This is a genomic window from Qipengyuania xiapuensis, assembly GCF_019711395.1.
Lineage (GTDB): Bacteria > Pseudomonadota > Alphaproteobacteria > Sphingomonadales > Sphingomonadaceae > Qipengyuania > Qipengyuania xiapuensis.
The window spans coordinates 294,609-314,357 of the sequence record NZ_JAIGNL010000002.1; the positions used below are offsets into that span (position 1 = coordinate 294,609).

Below are 19,749 nucleotides of genomic sequence, written 5' to 3' on the forward strand. Positions count from 1 at the left end.
TAGCAAGAGGCCCACCCCTCACGGGATGGGCCCAAAGCCATCAATTCGAGCGAGAAGCCTGCCGCCTATTTCAGCGGCAGGATCTGCTTGATGATGTAGTCCGCGGCTTCCTCGGGGCTCATCGCAACCGTGTTCACGCGGATTTCCGGCTCCTCGGGCTCCTCATAGGGGCTGTCGATGCCGGTGAAGTTCTTCAGCTCGCCTGCGCGCGCCTTCTTGTAGAGGCCCTTCACATCACGTGCTTCGGCCACTTCGAGCGGGGTGTCGACGTGGATCTCGATGAACTCGCCCTCGCCCATCATGTCGCGGACCAGCTGGCGGTCTGCGCGGAAAGGAGAGATGAAAGCGGTCAGCACGATGAGACCCGCGTCGGTCATCAGCTTGGCGACTTCGCCGATACGGCGGATATTCTCGATCCGGTCGCTCTCGGTAAAGCCGAGGTCCTTGTTGAGACCGTGACGGACATTGTCGCCGTCGAGCAGGAAGGTGTGGCGGTTCATCATCGCCAGCTTCTTCTCGACCTCGTTGGCAATGGTCGACTTACCCGAGCCCGACAGGCCGGTGAACCACAGCACGCGCGGCTTCTGGTTCTTCATCGCTGCGTGATCGTCACGCGTGATGTCGACGGCCTGCCAGTGCACGTTCTGCGCGCGGCGCAGGCTGAAGTGCAGCATGCCGGCACCAACCGTGTGGTTGCTGATCTTGTCGATCAGGATGAAGCCGCCGAGCGCGCGGTTCTCGGTATATGGATCGAACACGATCCGCCTGTCGGTCGTGATTTCGGCGACACCGATCTGGTTGAGGTGAAGCGTCTTGGCCGCGAGGTGCGACCCGTCACCCGACGGATCGTTGACGTCGACCTCGTATTTCGGCTCGGCGACGGTCACGCTGACCATCTGGGTGCCGATCTTCATCCAGTAGGCGCGCCCGACAACGAGCGGGTCCTCGTCCATCCAGACGATGGTGCTTTCGAACTGGTCGGCGACTTCGGGCGGACTGTCGGCCGCCGCCAGCACGTCGCCACGCGAACAGTCGATCTCGTCATCGAGAGTAATGGTCACCGACTGGCCGGCAACGCCCTCTTCCAGCTCGCCATCCATCGTGACGACCGATTTGACCGTGCTCGTCTTGCCCGAAGGCAGCGAACGGACCGTGTCACCCGGCTTGACCGAACCGGTGGCAATCAGACCCGAGAATCCGCGGAAGTCGAGGTTCGGGCGATTGACCCACTGCACCGGCATGCGGAACGGGTGGGTAAGGTTCTCATCCGAGCGCACTTCGACCGCTTCGAGGTGCTCCATCAGCGTCGGGCCCGAATACCAGGGGGTATTCCCGGACTTCGACGTGATGTTGTCGCCCGCAAGGCCCGAGATCGGGATGGCGGTGAACTTCTCGATGCCGATGCTCTCGGCGAAATGTTCGTAATCGGCGATAATCGCGTCATACTTTTCCTGGTCGTAGTCGATCAGGTCCATCTTGTTCACGGCGAGCACGAGGTTCTTGATGCCGAGCTGGTGGCACAGATAGCTGTGGCGCTTGGTCTGGACCAGCACGCCCTTTCGCGCATCGATCAGGATGCAGGCGAGATCGGCGGTCGAGGCGCCGGTGACCATGTTGCGCGTGTACTGCTCGTGTCCCGGGCAGTCGGCGACGATGAACTTGCGGTTCTCGGTCGAGAAGAAGCGATAGGCGACATCGATGGTGATGCCCTGCTCGCGCTCTGCGGCGAGGCCGTCGACCAGCAGCGCGAAATCGATTTCCTGGCCCTGCGTCCCGACTTTCTTGCTGTCGTTTTCGAGCGCGGCAAGCTGGTCCTCGAAGATCATCTTGGAATCGTAGAGCAGGCGGCCGATCAGGGTCGACTTGCCATCATCCACGCTGCCGCAGGTGATGAAGCGCAGCATGGTCTTGTGCTGGTGCTTCTCGAGATAGGCGTCGATGTCCTCGGCGATCAGCGCCTCGGTTTCGTAGACAGGATGCTCGCTCATCAGAAATAGCCCTCCTGCTTCTTCTTCTCCATCGATGCGTCACCCGAATCCTTGTCGATCACGCGGCCCTGCCTCTCGGACGTGGTGGTCAGCAGCATTTCCTGGATGATCTCCGGCAGCGTCGCCGCTTCGCTTTCAACAGCTCCGGTCAGCGGAAAGCAGCCGAGCGTGCGGAAGCGGATCGAGCGTTCGGTGATTTCGGGGCGCTTGCCCATCACCTTTTCGAGCCGCTCGATATCGTCGGCCATGAACAGGCCGCCTTCATATTCGAAGGTCGGGCGTTTGGCGGAATAGTAGAGCGGGACGATCTCGATGTTCTCGAGATGGATGTACTGCCAGATGTCGAGCTCGGTCCAGTTCGACAAAGGGAAGACGCGGATGCTCTCACCCTTCTTCTTGCGGGCGTTGTAGAGGTTCCAAAGCTCCGGGCGCTGGCTCTTCGGGTCCCAGCCGTGGCTCGCGGTGCGGAACGAGAAGATGCGCTCCTTCGCGCGGCTCTTTTCCTCGTCGCGCCGCGCGCCGCCGAAGGCTGCATCGAAGCCGTACTTGTCGAGCGCCTGCTTCAGCCCCTGCGTCTTCCACATGTCGGTGTGGAGCGGACCGTGGTCGAAGGGGTTGATCCCCATCTCCTGCGCTTCGGGGTTCTGGTAAACGAGCAGTTCCATGCCCGCATCGGCAGCGCTCTTTTCACGCAGCGCGTACATGTCCTTGAATTTCCACGTCGTGTCGACGTGCAGCAGCGGGAATGGCGGCGGCGAAGGGTAGAAGGCCTTCTTGGCGAGGTGCAGCATCACCGCGCTGTCCTTGCCGATCGAATAGAGCATTACGGGCTTTTCTGCCTCGGACACCACTTCACGCATGATGTGGATGCTTTCGGCCTCGAGCCGCTGCAAATGTGTGAGGGACATTATGGTCTCTTTACGGGTCTGGTGTGGCTTGCTGGGGGACAGCCGCAATCTGGGTTGTCCGGCACTGGCCAGCAAGCAGCGAAAGATCGCCGCTCGGATAGGAGAAGTTTGAACGCAGCACAATGGCGCAGACGGGGTAATTCACCCGCCTGCAACCGTATGCGATCACTTGGGAAAGCCTAGCGCGAACCGCTGCTCAGCAGGCGATAACCCCACGCGGGGAGCGTTACCTCGTGGCCCTCGCCGATGGTGACCGGCTCGCCGGTGGCGAAGTCAGTGTACTCGCCTTCTGGAAGCCCGTCCGAGAAGGTTGCTCCCAGCGGCTTGCCGCTCATGTTGAACAGGCCCAGCACCTTGTTGCCATCCTCCTGCCTCACCCATGCGAAGAGCTGCTCGGGCGCGGAATTCTCGACCTTGTGCATGACCGCGCCCCACTGCCCGTTCTCGAGCGCCGGATTGGCCTTCCGGAATTCGATCAGCCGGGCCAGCAGCTCGCCATAGTCGCAGCCCTCGCCCTGGCTCCAGTCGATCGGGTCGCGCTCGAAGAACTCGAGCCGCTTGGCGTTGCAGGCCTCCATCCCGTTGTGGATCAGCGGCAGGCCCTCGCCGGTGAAGGAAAGCGCGGTCATCGCTTCGAGCGCTTCGCCGTAGTTTTCCTCCATCGTGCCTTCCCACGCATTGCTGTCGTGGTTCTCGATATAGGTCATGCGCATGGCCTCGCGCGGCCACAGGCTCTCGTTCTCGGCGTAGTAGCCGTAGAAGCTGGTCGCATTGCCCTTGCCATGCGCCACGTTCTTGGTCGTGTTGTGCCAGTCCCATGCGTAGGTCGCATCGAAAGCTGCGTGGTGGAAACCGCTCTGCTGCACTTCGCCGAGCATGAAGACCGGTTTGATCGCATCGAGCCGTGCTCGCGCGGTCTCCCAGAAGTCGAGCGGGACATAACCCGCGACATCGGCGCGGTAGCCATCGATATCGAATTCGCGGACCCAGTATTCCATCGCACCGCCGACATGTTCGCGCACGCCGGGCTTGGACCAGTCGAGGTCGATGATGTCGGACCAGTCCCACCAGGGGGTCGGACGGAAATCGCCCTTCCAGTCCTTCTCGTACCAATCGGGGTTCTTCTTCGCGAGCTCGTTGTCCCATGCGGTGTGATTGGCGACGAGGTCGAGGATGACCTTGAAGCCCTGCGCGTGCGCAGCATCCACGAAGGCGCGGAATTCTTCCTCGGTCCCGAACTCGGGGTTCACGCCGTAATAGTCCTGCACCGAATAGGGGCTGCCGAGCGTTCCCTTGCGGTTCTCTGCGCCGATGGGATGGATCGGCATGAGCCAGAGGATGTCGACGCCAAGCTCCTTCAGACGCGGCAGTTCTTGCTGCGCAGCCTTGAAGGTGCCTTCCTCGGTGAAGTGGCGAGTGTTGATCTGGTAGAGCACGGCATCGCGCGACCATTCGGGATGTTCGATGGTGACCTTGCTCTGCGATTCCCAGCCGGTGGCATCGGGCTCGTCCGCCATGGAGCCCATGGCATAGGCACCGCCTGCAAGGGCAAGCGCTGCAGCGCCAGCAATCAGCTTACGCATGGACATTCTCCTGCGGGATGGCTGCCTTCACGCGCTGCATGGCAAGTGCGGCGATGAGCCAGGAAGCGGCGGCGAACAGCATCGTCCACACCGGTTCGCCCGGGAACAGCCACAGCATCAGCTGGCCCATCACGGTCGCCACAAGCAGCTGCGGCACGACGATGAAGACGTTGAACAGCCCCATGTAGATGCCGAGCTTGGCCTGCGGCAGGTTCGAGGCGAGGATGGCGTAGGGCATGGCAAGGATGCTGGCCCATGCGATCCCGATGCCGACTTCTGCCAGCAGCAGCGTGTTCGCATCGCGCACAAAGAAGAACATCAGGAAGCCGACCGCACCCAGCGTCAGGCAGATCGAGTGGGTCATCACCTGCCCGAACTTGCGGCTGAGCACCGGAAGCAGGGCCAGCGCGGCAACTGCGGCTACGCCGTTGTAGACGGTGAAGAGCACATTCACCCAGTTCGCGCCCTCGTTATAGGCGACGCTCGCCGTGTCGGTGCTTCCGAAGACGTACTGGGTCACGACGGGCGTCGTGTTGATCCACATGATGAAGAGCGCCGACCAGCTGAAGAACTGGACCAGCGCGAGGCGCTTCATCACCTCGGGCATGCCCGCAAAATCGCCCACGATGCTGGAAAGCATGTTCGCGGACTGGCCCTTCTTGGCCATCGAGATCGCGATGGCGCTGAGCAGGCCATAGACCACCAGCAGCCCGCCGAGGAGATACATCTCCTTTTGCAGGTCGAGCCACTGGACCGCGAGCACGACAATCGCGCCGAGCACGACCCAGAAGCCTGCATCCCGGTGGCTCTTGGCCGCGAGCGCGCGGATCGGCTGCGAGGTGTCCGCCTCGGCCTCTTCGCCGAATGCCGCCATTTCCTCGGGCGAGAATTCCCTGGTTGTCAGGATGGTCCACATGACCGCGGTGAACAGGGCGAATGCGCCGAACCAGAAGCTGTATTTCACCGTGTCGGGAATGCCGCCGCCTGTCGCGACGTTCGCCACACCCATCTGCTCGAGAAAATATGGGAAGATCGACCCCACGACCGCACCCGCGCCGATAAAGGCGGTCTGCACCGCATAGCCGGCGCTATGCTGGTCGGTGTTGAGCATATCGCCCACGAAGGCGCGGAACGGCTCCATCGAGACATTGAGCGAGGCATCGAGCACCCAGAGCATCGCCGCTGCGAAGAGAAGCGGAGCGCCAAATGCGGGGCTCAGCGGCATGACGAAGAGCGAAAGCGCGGCGAAGATCGCACCGGTCAGGAAGTATGGACGGCGCCGGCCGAGGCGGTTCCACGTCTTGTCGGAAAGGTGCCCGATGATGGGCTGCACGATCAGACCGGTGAGCGGAGCGGCAACCCACAGTGCGGGCAGGTCGTCCATGCTCGCGCCGAGCGTCTGGAAGACACGGCTCATGTTCGCATTTTGCAGCGCGAAGCCGATCTGGATGCCGAAAAAGCCGAAGCTGATGTTCCACAGCCCGGCAAAGCCCTGACGGGGCTTCTCGCGCAAAGTCGCGTCCATAATTCTCCATTCCTCGTCCCACCCGGGTCTTCGCCCGGTCTCCAATTCGACGAAAGCTGGCACGAGAACCGGCGCGAGGCCACTACGTATACGAATACGCGGGGCCCCTAGCCCCCGGTGCTTCCCCGGACGATCAGCTTGCCCGGCAGTTTGCGCGGCGGCAGGTCGCGTCCCTCGACCTGCGCCAACAGCGTTTCGACCAGCGCCTCGCCCGCACCGCGTACGTCCTGCATGATAGTGGTGAGAGGCGGCGTGGTCAGGGAGGCGGCAGGAATATCGTCGAAGCCCACGACCGCAACATCGCCGGGTACGCGCTTCCCGGCTTCTGCCAACGCGCGCATCGCCCCGATGGCGATGAGGTCGCTCGCAGCGAAAACCGCATCGAAGGACTGTCCGCTTTCGACCAGCGCCTTCGCCGCGGCATAGCCCGCCTCTTCGGTCGTGATGGCGTCATACTGGAGCGATTTGTCGCTCGCGATGCCGGCCGATTTCAAAGCCTCGCAAAGACCCGAATACCGCCCGGCAAATTCCGGATACTGCTCGCCCGCATGACCGAGGAAGGCGATGCCCTTGCGCCCCTTCGAAATCAGGTGTTCGCCCGCAAGACGGCCCGCCTGGACGTTGTCAGTACCCACAGTCGCGCCGCTGCTGTCCATCGAAACCGAGCCCCAGCGCGCAAAATGCGTGCCCTGCTCCTCGAGCTGGTCGAGCCGTTCGCGGTAGAGCGTGTAGTCGCCGTAGCCGAGCAGAATCAGCCCGTCGGCGCGGTGGCTGTCCTGGTACTGAACGTGCCAGTCGTCCTCCATCTGTTGGAACGAGATCAGCAGGTCGAGCCCGCGATTGGCACAGGCGCGCGTGATCGATCCGAGCATCCCGAGGAAGAAGGGATTGATCATGCTCTGGTCGGGCGTGGGGTCTTCGAAGAACAGCAGCGCAATCGTGTTGGACCGCTGCGAGCGCAGCGAAGAGGCATTCTTGTCGACCGTGTAATTGAGATCCTGCGCAATCTGGCGGATCTTCTCGCGGGTCTTTTCGCTGACCGACTTGTCACCGCGCAGCGCCCGGCTGACCGTGGGCTGCGAGACCCCGGCCGCATAGGCAATATCGAAACTGGTGGGCCGTCCGGTCGGCTTGCGTCCCATGTCTCTCCCCGCAGGTGGGCACAGCACGGCCCTACGGGCCGACCTTAGGCAGCGTCCGGTGGCAAAGCAAACCTGCATGATCGCCAAAGCATCGGAAAAGCGCGGCTTTCCGAAACTTTCACAATGTGAACGTTCACTGTTGTTTTTGTGCACCAAGCGCCCGTGGGCCGCAGGGTGCGTATACGTATGCCGTCTATGCGTATGACAATCCCGGGACATACTTGTGGGCGCAGAGCAACCGGTGCGCAAACCGGACTCGCATGAGGATTTTCCGGTCCGGGACTGCCCAAACCACGGCACGGACCACAGGGGAGAGGATTACAAGACATGGCATTCCGCAAGCAGCTTTCCGGCGTCAGCGCGTCGGCTGTCGCACTGGCACTCGCCGGGGGCTTCCCGACGATCGCCTCCGCGCAAACGACCCAGCCCGAAACGCCCGATACCGTCAGCGAAGGACAGCCCGTCGCCGATGAGGACGAAGACAGCCAGGTCATCATCGTCAGCGGTTTCCGCGAATCGCTCGCAACCTCGGTTGCAGAGAAGCGTCGCAGCGACCTGATCCTTGAATCGGTGACCGCCGAAGACATCGGCAAGCTGCCCGACGACTCGATCGGTGAATCGATCGCCCGCCTGCCCGGCGTGACCTCGCAGCGCCTCAACGGCCGCGCCAACGTCATCGCCATCCGCGGCCTCGGCCCCGACTTCTCGCAGACGCTTCTGAACGGCCGCGAGCAGACCTCGACCGGCGACAACCGCGCCGTCGAATTCGACCAGTATCCCTCGGAAGTCGTCAACCAGGTCGTCGTCTACAAGAGCCCGTCGGCCAGCCTCATCGGCCAGGGTCTTGTCGGTACGATCGACGTCCGCACCATCCGTCCGCTCGAAGCACCCGAGACCATTCTCGCGATCGGTGCCAAGGGCAGCTACGCCGACCTCGGCGCGCTCAACGCGGGTTCGGAAGAATTCGGCTACCGCGTGAACGGCACCTATGTCGACCAGTTCGCCGACGACACCGTGGGTCTCGCCCTTTCGGCAGCCTACACCGACGAACCCTACCAGCTGCAGGAATTCAACGCCTGGGGCTATGCCGGCGACGGTACGCCGGGCAATCCGTTCGTGATCGGCGGCAACAAGAGCTTCGTCACCTCGACCCAGCTCCAGCGCTTCGGCGTGAACGGTACGCTGCAGTACCAGGCAAGCCCGAACGTCATGCTGACGCTCGACGGCTTCTACTCGAACTTCGACGATGACCAGTCGAAGCGCGGCATCGAGCTTCCGCTCGGCTTCGGCGCCTTCGGCACCACCTTCGATCCCTCGACCGCAACCGTGGTTGACGGTCCCTTCGGCGGCTTCGCCGAAGCCGGTACCTTCGAGAATGTCGAAGGCGTGGTCCGCAACGACGTCTTCCAGCGCAAGGCAGACCTCTACTCGGGCGGCTTCAACGTCGACTATGAAGGCGATGACGGCTGGAGCGCATTTCTCGACTTCGGTTACTCGCGCACCGATCGCGAAGAGCTGAGCATCGAAAGCTACTCGGGCACCGGTTACAACGCCGGCGTCGGCGCAACCGATACAATCGGCTTCATTTCGAACACGCAGGGCACCAGCTTCAGCCCGACGCTCGACTATTCCGATCCCACGCTGATCGTCCTGACCGACCCGCTCGGCTGGGGTGGCAGCCGCGTCCAGGCCGGTTACTACAACAACCGCATCATCGACGACGAGCTGTTCCAGTATCGCCTCGGCGTCGCCAAGGAAGTCGACAGCTTCATCTCCAAGGTGAACTTCGGCCTGAGCTACACCGATCGTGCCAAGAGCCTGACCCCGGACGAATTCTTCGTCTCGCCGGCTGGCGGTGCGACCGAAGTGACGATCCCCTCGGGCGCGCTGCTTCGTTCGACCGACCTTGGCTATCTCGGCCTCGGCCCGATCGTCAGCTACGACGTTCGAGAGCTGATCGCGGACGGCACGCTGATCCTCGATCCGAACACCTCGAACGATATCCCGGCCAAGGCATACGGCATCACCGAGAAGCTGATGACCGCCTACCTGCAGTTCGACGTCCAGCAGGACATCGGCGGTGGCGAGATCACCGGTAACTTCGGTGTCCAGGCGATCAACACCGAGCAGAACTCGACCGGCCTCGCCTTCGTCGATCTCGACGGTGACGGTTCGCAGGACCGCGTCGACCTCTCGCTGGGCGACAACTTCTGGGACATCCTGCCGAGCGCCAACCTCTCGCTGCGTTTCGACAGCGGCTGGGTGATCCGCCTCGCTGCAAGCCGCCAGATCCAGCGCCCGCAGCTCGACGATCTTCGTGTCGCCATCGGCTACGGCATCAACAACAACGTGGCTGACAGCCCGACCGGCCTCGCACCGTTCATCAGCGGCGGTGGCGGTAACCCGCTGCTTCGCCCTTATCGTGCGAACGCAATCGACTTCAACGTCGAGAAGTACTTCGCCGGCGGTGCAGGCGTGATCGCCGCGCAGGTCTTCTACAAGGACCTCGTGAGCTACATCGACGGTTCGCGCGTCGTGTTCGACTACGCTCCGTTCCCGGTCCCAGCCGGCCAGACGCCTGCCACCACCATCGGCTTCCTCGACTCCGAGGTGAACACCGGCGGCGGCGACTTCTACGGTGCGGAACTGTCGGCGACGATCCCGTTCGACGTCTTCACCGAGGCGCTCACCGGCTTCGGTGTGACCGGCGGTGCCGGCTACACCAAGACAAAGGTCGAGAACGCCAATGGCGACATCGACCAGATCCCGGGTTACTCGGAATGGGTCGCCAACGGCACGGTCTACTATGACCTCAACGGCTTCAGCGCCCGCGGCAGCGTGCGCTACCGTTCGGAATTCCTTGCCGACTTCACCGGCTTCGGCGGATCGCCCACGCGCCGCCTGGCCCGTGCAGAGACGATCGTCGATGCGCAGATCGGTTACGAGTTCCAGCCGGGCAGCGCCCTCGAAGGCCTTTCGGTCTACGTGCAGGGACAGAACCTCACGAACGCACCGTTCGTGTCGCAGTTCAACGTGCCCGAGCCGCGCGCTGTGATCGACTACCAGGAATACGGCCGCCGTTTCCTGGCAGGGTTCACCTACAAGTTCTGATTTCCTCCCGGCCGGGTGCGGCTTGCTGCGCCCGGCCACCCTTGGAACATCAGCACTTCCGGCTTACTCGAACCGCCTATCAGGGTGGTGAGGTGATGACGTGAGCGAGCAAGACCCCTTCAAGATTGTCATTGCCGGAGGCGGAACCGCCGGCTGGATGGCAGCATCCTTGCTCGCTCGCTTCTCACCGGCGCATTTCGAAATCGAGCTGGTCGAGAGCGAGACAATCGGCACCGTCGGCGTCGGCGAAGCCACGATCCCGCAAATCCGCCACTTCAACCAGGCCCTCGGCATCGACGAGGCCGAATTCCTCCGCGAGACCAAGGGCAGCTTCAAGCTCGGCATCGCCTTCGACGGATGGATGGGCGACGGCCATAGTTACATGCATGCCTTCGGCCAGGTCGGCCGCGGCGCAGGGCTCCTACCCTTCCACCAGCACTGGCTGCGCGCCAGGAAGCTTGGCCATGCGCGCCCGCTTGCACATTATTCGCTGAACGAGATCGCGGCGCGCGCCCTTCGCATGCCCGCTCCCGGCGGCCCCGAGCTACCCTATGCCTATCACTTCGACGCCGGCCTCTACGCCGCATTCCTGCGCCGCTTCGCCGAGGCGCGCGGCGTCACGCGCACCGAAGGTCTCATCGAAAGCGTCGAGCGCAATGGCGAGACCGGCGATATCGCTGCCCTCACCCTCGATGGCGATCGCCGTATCGAGGGCGACCTCTTCATCGATTGCACCGGCTTCCGTGGCCTCCTGATAGAGGGTGCGATGGAAGCGGGCTTCGACGACTGGTCGCACCTTCTACCCTGCGACCGTGCTGTCGCAGTGCCCTGTTCGGGCGGCGGCGATTTTACGCCTTACACCCGCTCGATCGCGCGCGAGGCGGGCTGGCAGTGGCGCATCCCGCTGCAGCACCGCATCGGCAATGGCTACGTGTTCTCGAGCGCGCATATCTCCGAAGACAAGGCCGCCGAAACGCTGCTCGCCAATCTCGATGGCGAGGCGGACGGCACTCCGCGCGTCCTCAAGTTCACCACCGGCAAGCGCCGCCGCCAATGGGTCGGCAACTGCGTCGCGCTGGGCCTTGCCGCAGGTTTCATGGAACCGCTGGAGTCGACCAGCATTCACCTCGTTCAGAGCGCGCTTGCGCGTGTGCTCCAGCTGCTGCCTTCAGGACGCCCCGATCCGGCGCTGGTCGACCATTTCAACGCGCAGGCCGATTTCGAATGGACCCGCATCCGCGATTTCCTCGTCCTGCACTACTGGGCGAACGGGCGCGAGGGTCAGCCCTTCTGGGACGCAATGCGCGCGCTCGACCTGCCCGAAACGCTGAGTGCCAAGATCGAGCAATGGCGAGCGGGTGGCCACATCCACCGCGAGCATGAAGAGCTCTTCACCGAGGTCGCCTGGTTCCAAGTCCTCGCCGGACAGGGCGTCGAGGCGGATAGCTACAATCCGCTGGCCGACGCCATGCCCGAAAACGAACTCGTCGGCCTGCTGGCCTCGACCGAAGAACAGATGGTTCGCGCCGCGAATGCCATGCCGCAGCACGTCGAAGTGCTCGGCAAGCTGGTGTCGCAAGCCGCGCGTAAGGAGAAAGTCGCGTGAAACTGAAAGCTGCCCTTCCCCTGATCGCGCTTGCCGCTTCCGCCTGTGCCCATGCGCAAAGCCCCGCGCCTGCAGCGCCTGCCGACACGAGCTTTCGCGATCGCGCACCCTCGGAAGAAATCGTCTATTTCGTGCTGCCCGACCGCTTCGAGAATGGCGACACGTCGAACGACCTCGGCGACTTCACCGGCGGCCCGCTCGATCATGGCTTCGACCCCACGCACAAGGGCTTCTTCCATGGCGGCGACCTTGCCGGCCTCACCCAGCGGCTCGACTATCTCGAGGGGCTTGGCGTCACCGCGATCTGGTTCGCGCCGATCTTTCAGAACAAGCCGGTGCAGGGACCCGAGGGCAATGAAAGCGCCGGCTATCACGGTTACTGGGTGACCGATTTCACCCGCCCCGACGGCCACTTCGGCAGCCGCGCGGAATTCAAGGCATTCGTGGATGCGGCGCACGGCCGCGGGATGAAGGTCTATATGGACATCATTACCAACCACACCGCGGACGTCATCCGCTATGCTGAAGGCGACGAGACCGGTTACGCCTACCGCAGCAAGGGCGATTTTCCCTATTCGCGCAAGGGCGGGATCGACGGCCCCGCGATCAACGAAGGCTTCGCAGGCGACGAGGACCGCAGCGAAGCAAACTTCGCCAGGCTGACCGATCCTTCCTACGCCTATACGCCGGTCGTCCCGGCTGCGGAAAGGCAAGTGAAGGTCCCCGCCTGGCTCAACGATCCGATCTACTATCACAACCGCGGCGACACGACCTTCACCGGCGAAAGCAGCCGGCAGGGTGATTTCGTGGGCCTCGACGATCTGTTCACCGAGCACCCGCGCGTGGTCGAAGGCATGATCGACATCTACGCCGGCTGGATCCGCGACACCGGCATCGACGGTTTCCGCGTCGACACCGCGCGCCACGTGAACCCCGAGTTCTGGCAGGAGTTCGTCCCCGCCATGCTCGAGACGGCCAAGGCCGCGGGCATCCCCAATTTCCACATCTTCGGCGAGGTTTACCGCGACGATCACGACAACGGCTACATCGCGCAATACACCCGCCGCGACGGCTTCCCCGCCGTGCTCGACTTCGCCTTCCAGCAGGGCATCCGCGAGACTGTGAGCATGGGCAAGGGGACCTACATCCTCAACGAGCTGTTCGACGGCGACGTGCTCTATGAAGGCGGCGAGGAAGCCGCACTCAGTATGCCGACTTTCCTCGGCAATCACGACATGGGCCGCTTCACCACCATGCTCCGGTGGGACAACGCGGATATCTCCACCGACGAGATGCTGGCCCGCACCAAGCTTGCCCACGCCATGCTGATGACGCTGCGCGGTTCGCCGGTGATCTACTACGGTGCAGAACAAGGCTTCGTGGGCGACGGCAACGACCAGGCAGCGCGCGAGGACATGTTCCCCAGCCGCACCGACAGCTATAATGACAACACGCTGATCGGCACCGATGCGACCACGGCAGTCAGCAATTTCGATCGCCGCCACCCGCTCTACCGTCTGATCGCCGAGCTTTCCGAGGTTCGCCGCACGCATGACGCGCTAAGCCGCGGCCGCCAGGTGGTGCGCCACTACGGGCAGGAAGCCGGCATTTTCGCCGCCAGCCGCTTCGATCCGGAGGACGGGCGCGAGTACCTTCTCGTCTTCAACACGAGCGGCGAAACGCAAAGCGCGAATGTGACGCTTGGCTACGATGCCCGCATTATCGAAACACTTTCGGGCACCTGCCCTGCCGCAGTGAGCGCACCGGGTAGTGCGGCCTTCACCCTCCCCGCCTTCGGTTGGGCGGTGTGCCGCGTGTCGGAGCGCGCCGAATGAGCTCGGCTGGCGAAACCTCCGGCCTCCCCTGGTGGAAGGGCGCGACGATCTACCAGATCTATCCGCGCAGCTTCCGCGATTCCAACGGTGACGGCATCGGCGACCTGCCCGGCATCACCGAGCGCCTGCCGCATATCGCGGAGCTCGGGATCGACGCGATCTGGGTCTCGCCTTTCTTCAAGTCGCCGATGAAGGACTTCGGCTACGACGTCTCGGACTATGCCGCGGTCGATCCGATCTTCGGCGATCTCGACGATTTCGACGCGATGGTCACGCGCTCTCACGAGCTCGGCCTCAAGGTCCTGATCGACCAGGTCTATTCGCATACCTCGGACGAGCATGAGTGGTTCGCAGAAAGCCGCTCCAGCCGCGATAATCCCAAGGCGGACTGGTATGTCTGGGCGGATGCCAAGCCGGACGGGTCGCCGCCGTCGAACTGGCAATCGGTCTTCGGCGGTCCGGCATGGACCTGGGACGCACGCCGCGGCCAGTACTACCTGCACAACTTCCTGAGCTCGCAGCCGCAGCTGAACCTGCACAACCGCGAGGTGCAGGACGCCGTGCTCGGCGTGATGCGTTTCTGGCTCGAGCGCGGCGTCGACGGCTTCCGCATCGATGCGCTCAATTTCGCGATGCACGACCCGCAACTGCGCGACAATCCGTCCGCGCCCGCCAATGGCAAGGCGCGCACGCGGCCGTTCGATTTCCAGATCAAGAAGTACAACCAGAGCCATCCGGACATTCCCGAGTTCATCGAGCGCATCCGTTCGCTGACCGACGAGTTCGACGGTATCTTCACCGTGGCCGAGGTCGGCGGGGACGATGCCGTGCGCGAGATGCGGCTGTTCACCGATGGCGAGACGCACCTCAATTCGGCCTACAGCTTCAACTTCCTTTACGCCGATGCGCTGACGCCCGAGCTTGTCTGCGGCTCGCTCGCCGAATGGCCCGACGAAGACGGGCTCGGCTGGCCGAGCTGGGCATTCGAGAACCACGATGCGCCGCGTGCCCTCAGCCGCTGGTGCGAACCGCACGAGCGCGATGCATTCGCTCGCCTGAAGGCGTTGCTGCTCGTCAGCCTGCGCGGGAATGCGATCTTCTATTACGGCGAGGAACTGGGCCTGACGCAGGTCGATATCCCCTTCGACCAGCTTCACGATCCCGAAGCGATCGCCAACTGGCCGCTCACTCTCAGCCGCGACGGCGCGCGCACGCCCATGCCGTGGAACGACAGCGCCTGCGCCGGTTTCGGCAGCACCACGCCGTGGCTGCCGCTTGGCGAGGAAAACCGCTCCCGCCCGGTCGAGGCGCAGCGCAAGGACAAGAATTCGCTCCTGAACTTCACCCGCGATGCGATCGCCCTGCGCAAGGCCAACCCGGCGCTGCACCATGGCCGTGTGGCCTCCTGCGATCACGAAGGCGACCTGCTGGTATTCTCGCGCGAGACCGACGGACAGCGGCTCGAATGCCGCTTCAACCTCGGCTCAAAGCCGGTTTCGCTCGATAATTGCCAAGGCCGCGTCTTGATGGCTATCAATGGCGCGAGCCAAAGCGAATTGCCGGCCCATGCCGCCATCATAACGGAGATCTCCGCATGAACCGCCTTGCTCTTTTCCTGGGCGCCGCCCTCCTCCCGCTCGCAACGGCAGCGCAGGCCGAGACCGTCTCCTCGCCCGATGGCCGGATCAAGGTGACCGTCGACGCGGATGGCGAAGGCATTCCCTATTACGAGGTCACCCGCGACGGCGTGCCGATCATCGCCAAGTCGAACCTCGGCTTCAGCTTTACCGATGCCGATCCGATGCGCCGCAACTTCGAGGTCGTCGGCTTCCGCGAGCAGGCGAGCAACAGCACCTGGGAACAGCCCTGGGGCGAGCAGCAGTGGGTCATCGACAGCCATAACGAGCTTACCGTCACCTTCCGCGAGAAGGACGACACTCCGCGCCAGATCACCGTGCGCATGCGCGTTTTCGACGACGGGATCGGTTTCCGCACCGAGTTTCCCGACAGCGTCGAACAGCCGGTTTACAGAATTTCGGACGAGCTGACCGAGTTCAACATCGCCGGCGACGGCACCGCCTGGTCGATCCCGGCGGGTGACTGGAACCGCTACGAATATCTCTACGCCAAGACCCCGATCAGCGCCCTGTCGACCGTGCACACGCCGGTCACCATGGTGCTGGCCAACGGCACGCACCTCTCGTTCCACGAGGCGGCGCTGGTGGACTATGCGGGCATGTGGCTGCGCCGGGTCGACGGCACGCGCCTGCGTGCCCAGCTCGCGCCGAGCCCGCGCGGACCCAAGGTCATTCGCGAAGGCGCTTTCACCACGCCGTGGCGCACGATCCAGATCAGCTCGAACGCCAAGGGCCTGTTCGAGAGCGACATCATCCTCAACCTCAACGAGCCGAACAAGCTCGGCGATGTCAGCTGGTTCACGCCGCACAAATACATCGGCATCTGGTGGGGCATGCATCTCGATATCGAGAGCTGGGCGAGCGGCGAGAAGCACGGCGCGACCACCGAAAACGCCAAGAAATACATCGATTTCGCTGCAGAACACGGTTTCCGCGGCGTGCTGATCGAAGGCTGGAATGTCGGCTGGGACGGCAACTGGTTCGGCAATGGCCGCGAGTTCAGCTTCACCGAGGCCTATCCCGATTTCGATATCGCCGAATTGGCCCGCTACGCCGAGGAAAAGGGCGTGAAGATCATCGGCCACCACGAGACAGGCGGCAATATCAAGGTCTACGAGGAACAGCTCGAAGACGCGATGGCATTCTACCAGTCGCTCGGCATCGATGCGGTCAAGAGCGGCTATGTCGCCGATGCAGGCGGCGTGATAGCGCCCTATGGCGAAGGCGGCATGGGCGAGACCTTCGTGTGGCACGACGGGCAGGAAATGGTCCGCCACCACCTCAAGGTCGTCAAGGAGGCCGCCGAGCACCAGATCGCGATGAACCCGCACGAGCCGATCAAGGACACGGGCCTTCGCCGCACCTATCCCAACTGGGTCAGCCGCGAGGGCGCGCGCGGTGCGGAATACGACGCCTGGGCGGTGCCGAAGAACGATCCGGGTCACGTTCCCGAACTGATCTTCACGCGCCTGCTGTCGGGCCCGATGGACTATACGCCGGGCGTCTTCTCGCTCGAGGGACGCGGTGCGACCGCCCCCGACCTGCCGAGCACGCTTGCAAGGCAGCTCGCGTTCTACGTGACGATCTATTCGCCGATCCAGATGGTCGCCGACCTGCCGGAAAACCTCGTCAAATATCCGCGCGCGCTCGACTTCGTGAAGCGCGTGCCGGCCGACTGGGCCGAAAGCATGCTGGTTGACGGCAAGGTGGGCGAGTACGCCGTCATCGCCCGCCGCGATCGCAATACGCTCAACTGGTATGTCGGCGCTGTCACCGACGAGGCCGAGCGCAATGTGAGCGTGCCGCTGTCCTTCCTCGATCCGGGCAAGAGCTATGCCGCCACCATCTGGCGCGACGGGGCCAATGCCGACGGTCAGGGCGAGGATCGCCACGCGATGGAAGTCGAGAGCCGGACGGTCACCTCCGACCAGACGCTCGACCTGCGGATTGCGCCTGCAGGCGGCTTCGCGATCGAATTCGTGCCGCAGGGGTGATCCGCGCGTTCGCCATCGTCCTGATGGGGGTCACACTGGCGTCCTGCGACGTCGAGCTACTCCCGACCCCGGCGGGGCATTCGCAGACGATCGAACTCGAGGAAATCGCGGCCGAAGGCCTGCCCGACCAGAGGGTAACCGTCTGGCTGCCGCCCGAGTACGAGGAAGATGCGGAGCGCCGCTTCCCCGTTCTCTACATGTGGGATGGCCAGAACCTTCTCGATCCCGCGCAGACGCATTACGGCAAGGCCTGGATGATCCAGGACGTGATGAAGGACCTCGTCGCGGCAGGTGAGGCGGAACCGCACATCGTCGTCGGCATCTGGTCGCCCGACGGCATGGACCGGTACCGGGTCTACGTCCCGCAGTTCGTCGGGGATGCTGACGGCAAGATCGCCGATAACGTCGCAGAAATGGCGGGCGGTCCCGTCGCCTCGCAGCGTCAGCTGGACTGGGTAGCCGACGATCTCACCACGCGGATCGACAGTCAATACCGGACCATTGCCGACCCCGAAGCGCGCACCATAGCGGGCGCGAGCATGGGCGGCGTGATGAGCTGTTTCGCCATCATCGAGCGGCCCGATGTCTTCGACAGGGCTGGCTGCATCAGCGCGCATTTCGCACTCGTCGCGCCCGAGATCGTCGATGGGGACGCTGCGCAAGTCGAGCGGCTGTGGGACGAATACCTGACGGCCAAACTCGGCGCGCCCGACGGTCGCCGCGTTTGGATGGATCACGGCACCGTGGGGCTCGATGGCTATTACGCACCCTGGCAAGAGGCGGTCGCGGCGGATTTCCGCCGCCTCGGCTGGCAGGAAGGCGAAGATTTCACCGCACGCGTCTACGAAGGCGCGGAGCATGACGAGATCGCCTGGAGCCGCCGCATGCCCGAAGTCCTCCGCTGGCTCTGGCGCGACGAATGAGCGAAACCAGCCCTCCCCACGTGGTCGTCCTTGGCGGCGGAAGCGCAGGCTGGATCACCGCCTGCCTGCTGCACAAGGAATGGGGCGCGCGCGGCGGCAAAGTCACGGTCGTCGAGAGCCCCGCGATCGGCATCATCGGCGTGGGCGAAGGATCGACTCCGCAGCTCAAGGCATTCTTCGACCACCTCGGCATCGAGGAAGGCGAATGGATGGATGCCTGCGATGCCACCTACAAGCTTGGCATCCGCTTTTCAGGCTGGAGCGAGGCGGAAGGCTGCGAAAGCTACTTCCACCCCTTCCCCGGCCCGATCGACCTCCACAGCGAACCCGGATTCACGCATAATTGCGCACTGCGCAGGCGAGGCGGCGACGTGCCTGCCCATCCCGACGACTGGTTCCTGGCAAGCGTCCTCGCGGATGGCCGAAAGTCGCCGCATTCGGGCGAGAATTTCCCTTTCCCGCCCAGCTACGGCTATCATTTCGATGCCCACAAGCTCGGCGGCTTCCTGCGCGAATGGGCAGTGCCACGCGGTGTCGAGCATCGCCCGCTCAAGGTCGAAGACGTGGAACTGGCGCAGGACGGCGACATCGCAGCGCTCTTGTGCGAGGGCGGCGAGCGCGTCGAGGGCGATCTGTTCGTCGATTGCTCGGGCTTCGCCTCGATCCTCGCCCAGAAGAAGCTCGGCGTGCGCTTCATCTCCTTCGGCGAGAACCTGTTCAATGACCGCGCCGTGGTCATGCCGACACCGCACCGCGAACCGCCGCGCCCGCAAACCGATGCGATCGCCATGCGAGCCGGCTGGCGCTGGTCGATCCCTCTCACCACGCGAGTGGGCAATGGCTATGTCTATTCCTCGCGCCACATCTCGGACGAGGAGGCGGAGGCCGAGTTACGCGCCGCTATCGGCATGGAGGACAGCGATACCGACGCTCGCTTCCTTTCAATGAAGGTCGGGCGCGTGGAAGACAGCTGGACACGCAACTGCCTCGCCGCAGGGCTGTCGCAGGGTTTCATCGAACCGCTCGAGGCCACCGCGCTCCACATCGTGATCTATACCGCGCTCGATTTCGCCAAGGCGTACGAGGCGGGCGGCTTTACCGCGCAGCACCGCGACACGTTCAATCGCCGGATTGCCGCGCGTTACGACGGGATCCGCGATTACATCGTCGCGCACTACCGCATGAACCGGCGCACCGACAGCGACTACTGGCGAGAAAATGCGGCGAACGACACCCTGCCGGACGGCCTCAAGGCGATGATGACCGCCTGGTTCACGCACAAGGACATCGCCGAGGCGAACCGCGCCGCCAACGGCGAACAGCCCGCCTATTCGCCGATGAGCTGGCATTGCCTGTTTGCAGGCTACGGCTGCTTCCCGCCTGGCGAGAAGCTCCAGCCCCTGCCGCAGGGTGTCGAGGCCGCCGATATCGAGGGGACGCGAAGGATGCTGGCAGCATGCGCAGGCAATTTCCCGCCCTACGAACCCGTTTGATACG

12 protein-coding genes are annotated in these 19,749 nt (G+C 63.7%); 7 read left to right on the forward strand and 5 right to left on the reverse strand.

Features of this window, described 5'->3' with window-relative positions; genetic code table 11:
- Window positions 1–65: 65 nt before the first annotated feature.
- The 5 genes from cysN to K3163_RS10760 all read right to left on the reverse strand — a co-directional run bounded on the left by cysN (window position 66) and on the right by K3163_RS10760 (window position 7,146).
- On the reverse strand, window positions 66–1,988 hold the full coding sequence (gene cysN / locus K3163_RS10740) for a sulfate adenylyltransferase subunit CysN (protein WP_221554209.1): 1,923 nt from the start codon (window positions 1,986–1,988) through the stop codon (window positions 66–68).
- Window positions 1,988–2,896 carry a sulfate adenylyltransferase subunit CysD gene (gene cysD, locus K3163_RS10745; protein ID WP_247710081.1) on the reverse strand — a complete coding sequence of 303 codons (909 nt, stop codon included), beginning with the start codon at window positions 2,894–2,896 and terminating at the stop codon, window positions 1,988–1,990. The genes cysN and cysD overlap by 1 nt, the downstream gene beginning before the upstream one ends.
- 179 nt (window positions 2,897–3,075) lie before the next feature.
- Window positions 3,076–4,479: an alpha-amylase family glycosyl hydrolase gene (locus K3163_RS10750; RefSeq protein ID WP_221554210.1), complete on the reverse strand. Its 1,404-nt coding sequence runs from the start codon at window positions 4,477–4,479 to the stop codon at window positions 3,076–3,078.
- Window positions 4,472–6,004 carry an MFS transporter gene (locus K3163_RS10755; RefSeq protein ID WP_221554211.1) on the reverse strand — a complete coding sequence of 511 codons (1,533 nt, stop codon included), beginning with the start codon at window positions 6,002–6,004 and terminating at the stop codon, window positions 4,472–4,474. The genes K3163_RS10750 and K3163_RS10755 overlap by 8 nt, the downstream gene beginning before the upstream one ends.
- 107 nt (window positions 6,005–6,111) lie before the next feature.
- The gene (locus K3163_RS10760; RefSeq protein WP_221554212.1) at window positions 6,112–7,146 is read right to left on the reverse strand and encodes a LacI family DNA-binding transcriptional regulator; all 1,035 of its coding nucleotides are present in this window, start codon (window positions 7,144–7,146) and stop codon (window positions 6,112–6,114) included.
- A 327-nt stretch (window positions 7,147–7,473) separates the two neighbouring features.
- On the opposite strand from K3163_RS10760, the gene K3163_RS10765 reads away from it, so the two are divergent.
- The 7 genes from K3163_RS10765 to K3163_RS10795 all read left to right on the forward strand — a co-directional run bounded on the left by K3163_RS10765 (window position 7,474) and on the right by K3163_RS10795 (window position 19,745).
- Window positions 7,474–10,257 carry a TonB-dependent receptor gene (locus tag K3163_RS10765; RefSeq protein ID WP_221554213.1) on the forward strand — a complete coding sequence of 928 codons (2,784 nt, stop codon included), beginning with the start codon at window positions 7,474–7,476 and terminating at the stop codon, window positions 10,255–10,257.
- Window positions 10,258–10,357: 100 nt separating this feature from the next.
- The gene (locus K3163_RS10770; RefSeq protein ID WP_221554214.1) at window positions 10,358–11,863 is read left to right on the forward strand and encodes a tryptophan halogenase family protein; all 1,506 of its coding nucleotides are present in this window, start codon (window positions 10,358–10,360) and stop codon (window positions 11,861–11,863) included.
- A gap of 2 nt (window positions 11,864–11,865) precedes the next feature.
- Window positions 11,866–13,698 (forward strand): alpha-amylase family glycosyl hydrolase, encoded by a 1,833-nt coding sequence (locus tag K3163_RS10775; protein ID WP_247712710.1) that lies wholly within the window; start codon window positions 11,866–11,868, stop codon window positions 13,696–13,698.
- Complete coding sequence (locus K3163_RS10780) at window positions 13,695–15,296, forward strand: alpha-amylase family glycosyl hydrolase (RefSeq protein WP_221554215.1); 1,602 nt, start codon at window positions 13,695–13,697, stop codon at window positions 15,294–15,296. Before K3163_RS10775 ends, K3163_RS10780 begins: the two co-directional genes overlap by 4 nt.
- Entirely contained in the window at window positions 15,293–17,329 is a 2,037-nt protein-coding gene (locus tag K3163_RS10785; protein ID WP_221554216.1) for a glycoside hydrolase family 97 protein, read from the forward strand. Before K3163_RS10780 ends, K3163_RS10785 begins: the two co-directional genes overlap by 4 nt.
- Window positions 17,326–18,252 carry an alpha/beta hydrolase gene (locus K3163_RS10790; protein WP_221554217.1) on the forward strand — a complete coding sequence of 309 codons (927 nt, stop codon included), beginning with the start codon at window positions 17,326–17,328 and terminating at the stop codon, window positions 18,250–18,252. The genes K3163_RS10785 and K3163_RS10790 overlap by 4 nt, the downstream gene beginning before the upstream one ends.
- Window positions 18,249–19,745 (forward strand): tryptophan halogenase family protein, encoded by a 1,497-nt coding sequence (locus K3163_RS10795; protein WP_221554218.1) that lies wholly within the window; start codon window positions 18,249–18,251, stop codon window positions 19,743–19,745. The genes K3163_RS10790 and K3163_RS10795 overlap by 4 nt, the downstream gene beginning before the upstream one ends.
- Window positions 19,746–19,749: the final 4 nt, after the last annotated feature.

Coding starts and splice junctions, on each gene's coding strand:
- cysN (WP_221554209.1), bottom strand. CDS start 1,988: ATGAGCGAGCATCCTGTCTACGAAACCGAGGCGCTGATCGCCGAGGAC.
- cysD (WP_247710081.1), bottom strand. CDS start 2,896: ATGTCCCTCACACATTTGCAGCGGCTCGAGGCCGAAAGCATCCACATC.
- K3163_RS10750 (WP_221554210.1), bottom strand. CDS start 4,479: ATGCGTAAGCTGATTGCTGGCGCTGCAGCGCTTGCCCTTGCAGGCGGT.
- K3163_RS10755 (WP_221554211.1), bottom strand. CDS start 6,004: ATGGACGCGACTTTGCGCGAGAAGCCCCGTCAGGGCTTTGCCGGGCTG.
- K3163_RS10760 (WP_221554212.1), bottom strand. CDS start 7,146: ATGGGACGCAAGCCGACCGGACGGCCCACCAGTTTCGATATTGCCTAT.
- K3163_RS10765 (WP_221554213.1), top strand. CDS start 7,474: ATGGCATTCCGCAAGCAGCTTTCCGGCGTCAGCGCGTCGGCTGTCGCA.
- K3163_RS10780 (WP_221554215.1), top strand. CDS start 13,695: ATGAGCTCGGCTGGCGAAACCTCCGGCCTCCCCTGGTGGAAGGGCGCG.
- K3163_RS10785 (WP_221554216.1), top strand. CDS start 15,293: ATGAACCGCCTTGCTCTTTTCCTGGGCGCCGCCCTCCTCCCGCTCGCA.
- K3163_RS10795 (WP_221554218.1), top strand. CDS start 18,249: ATGAGCGAAACCAGCCCTCCCCACGTGGTCGTCCTTGGCGGCGGAAGC.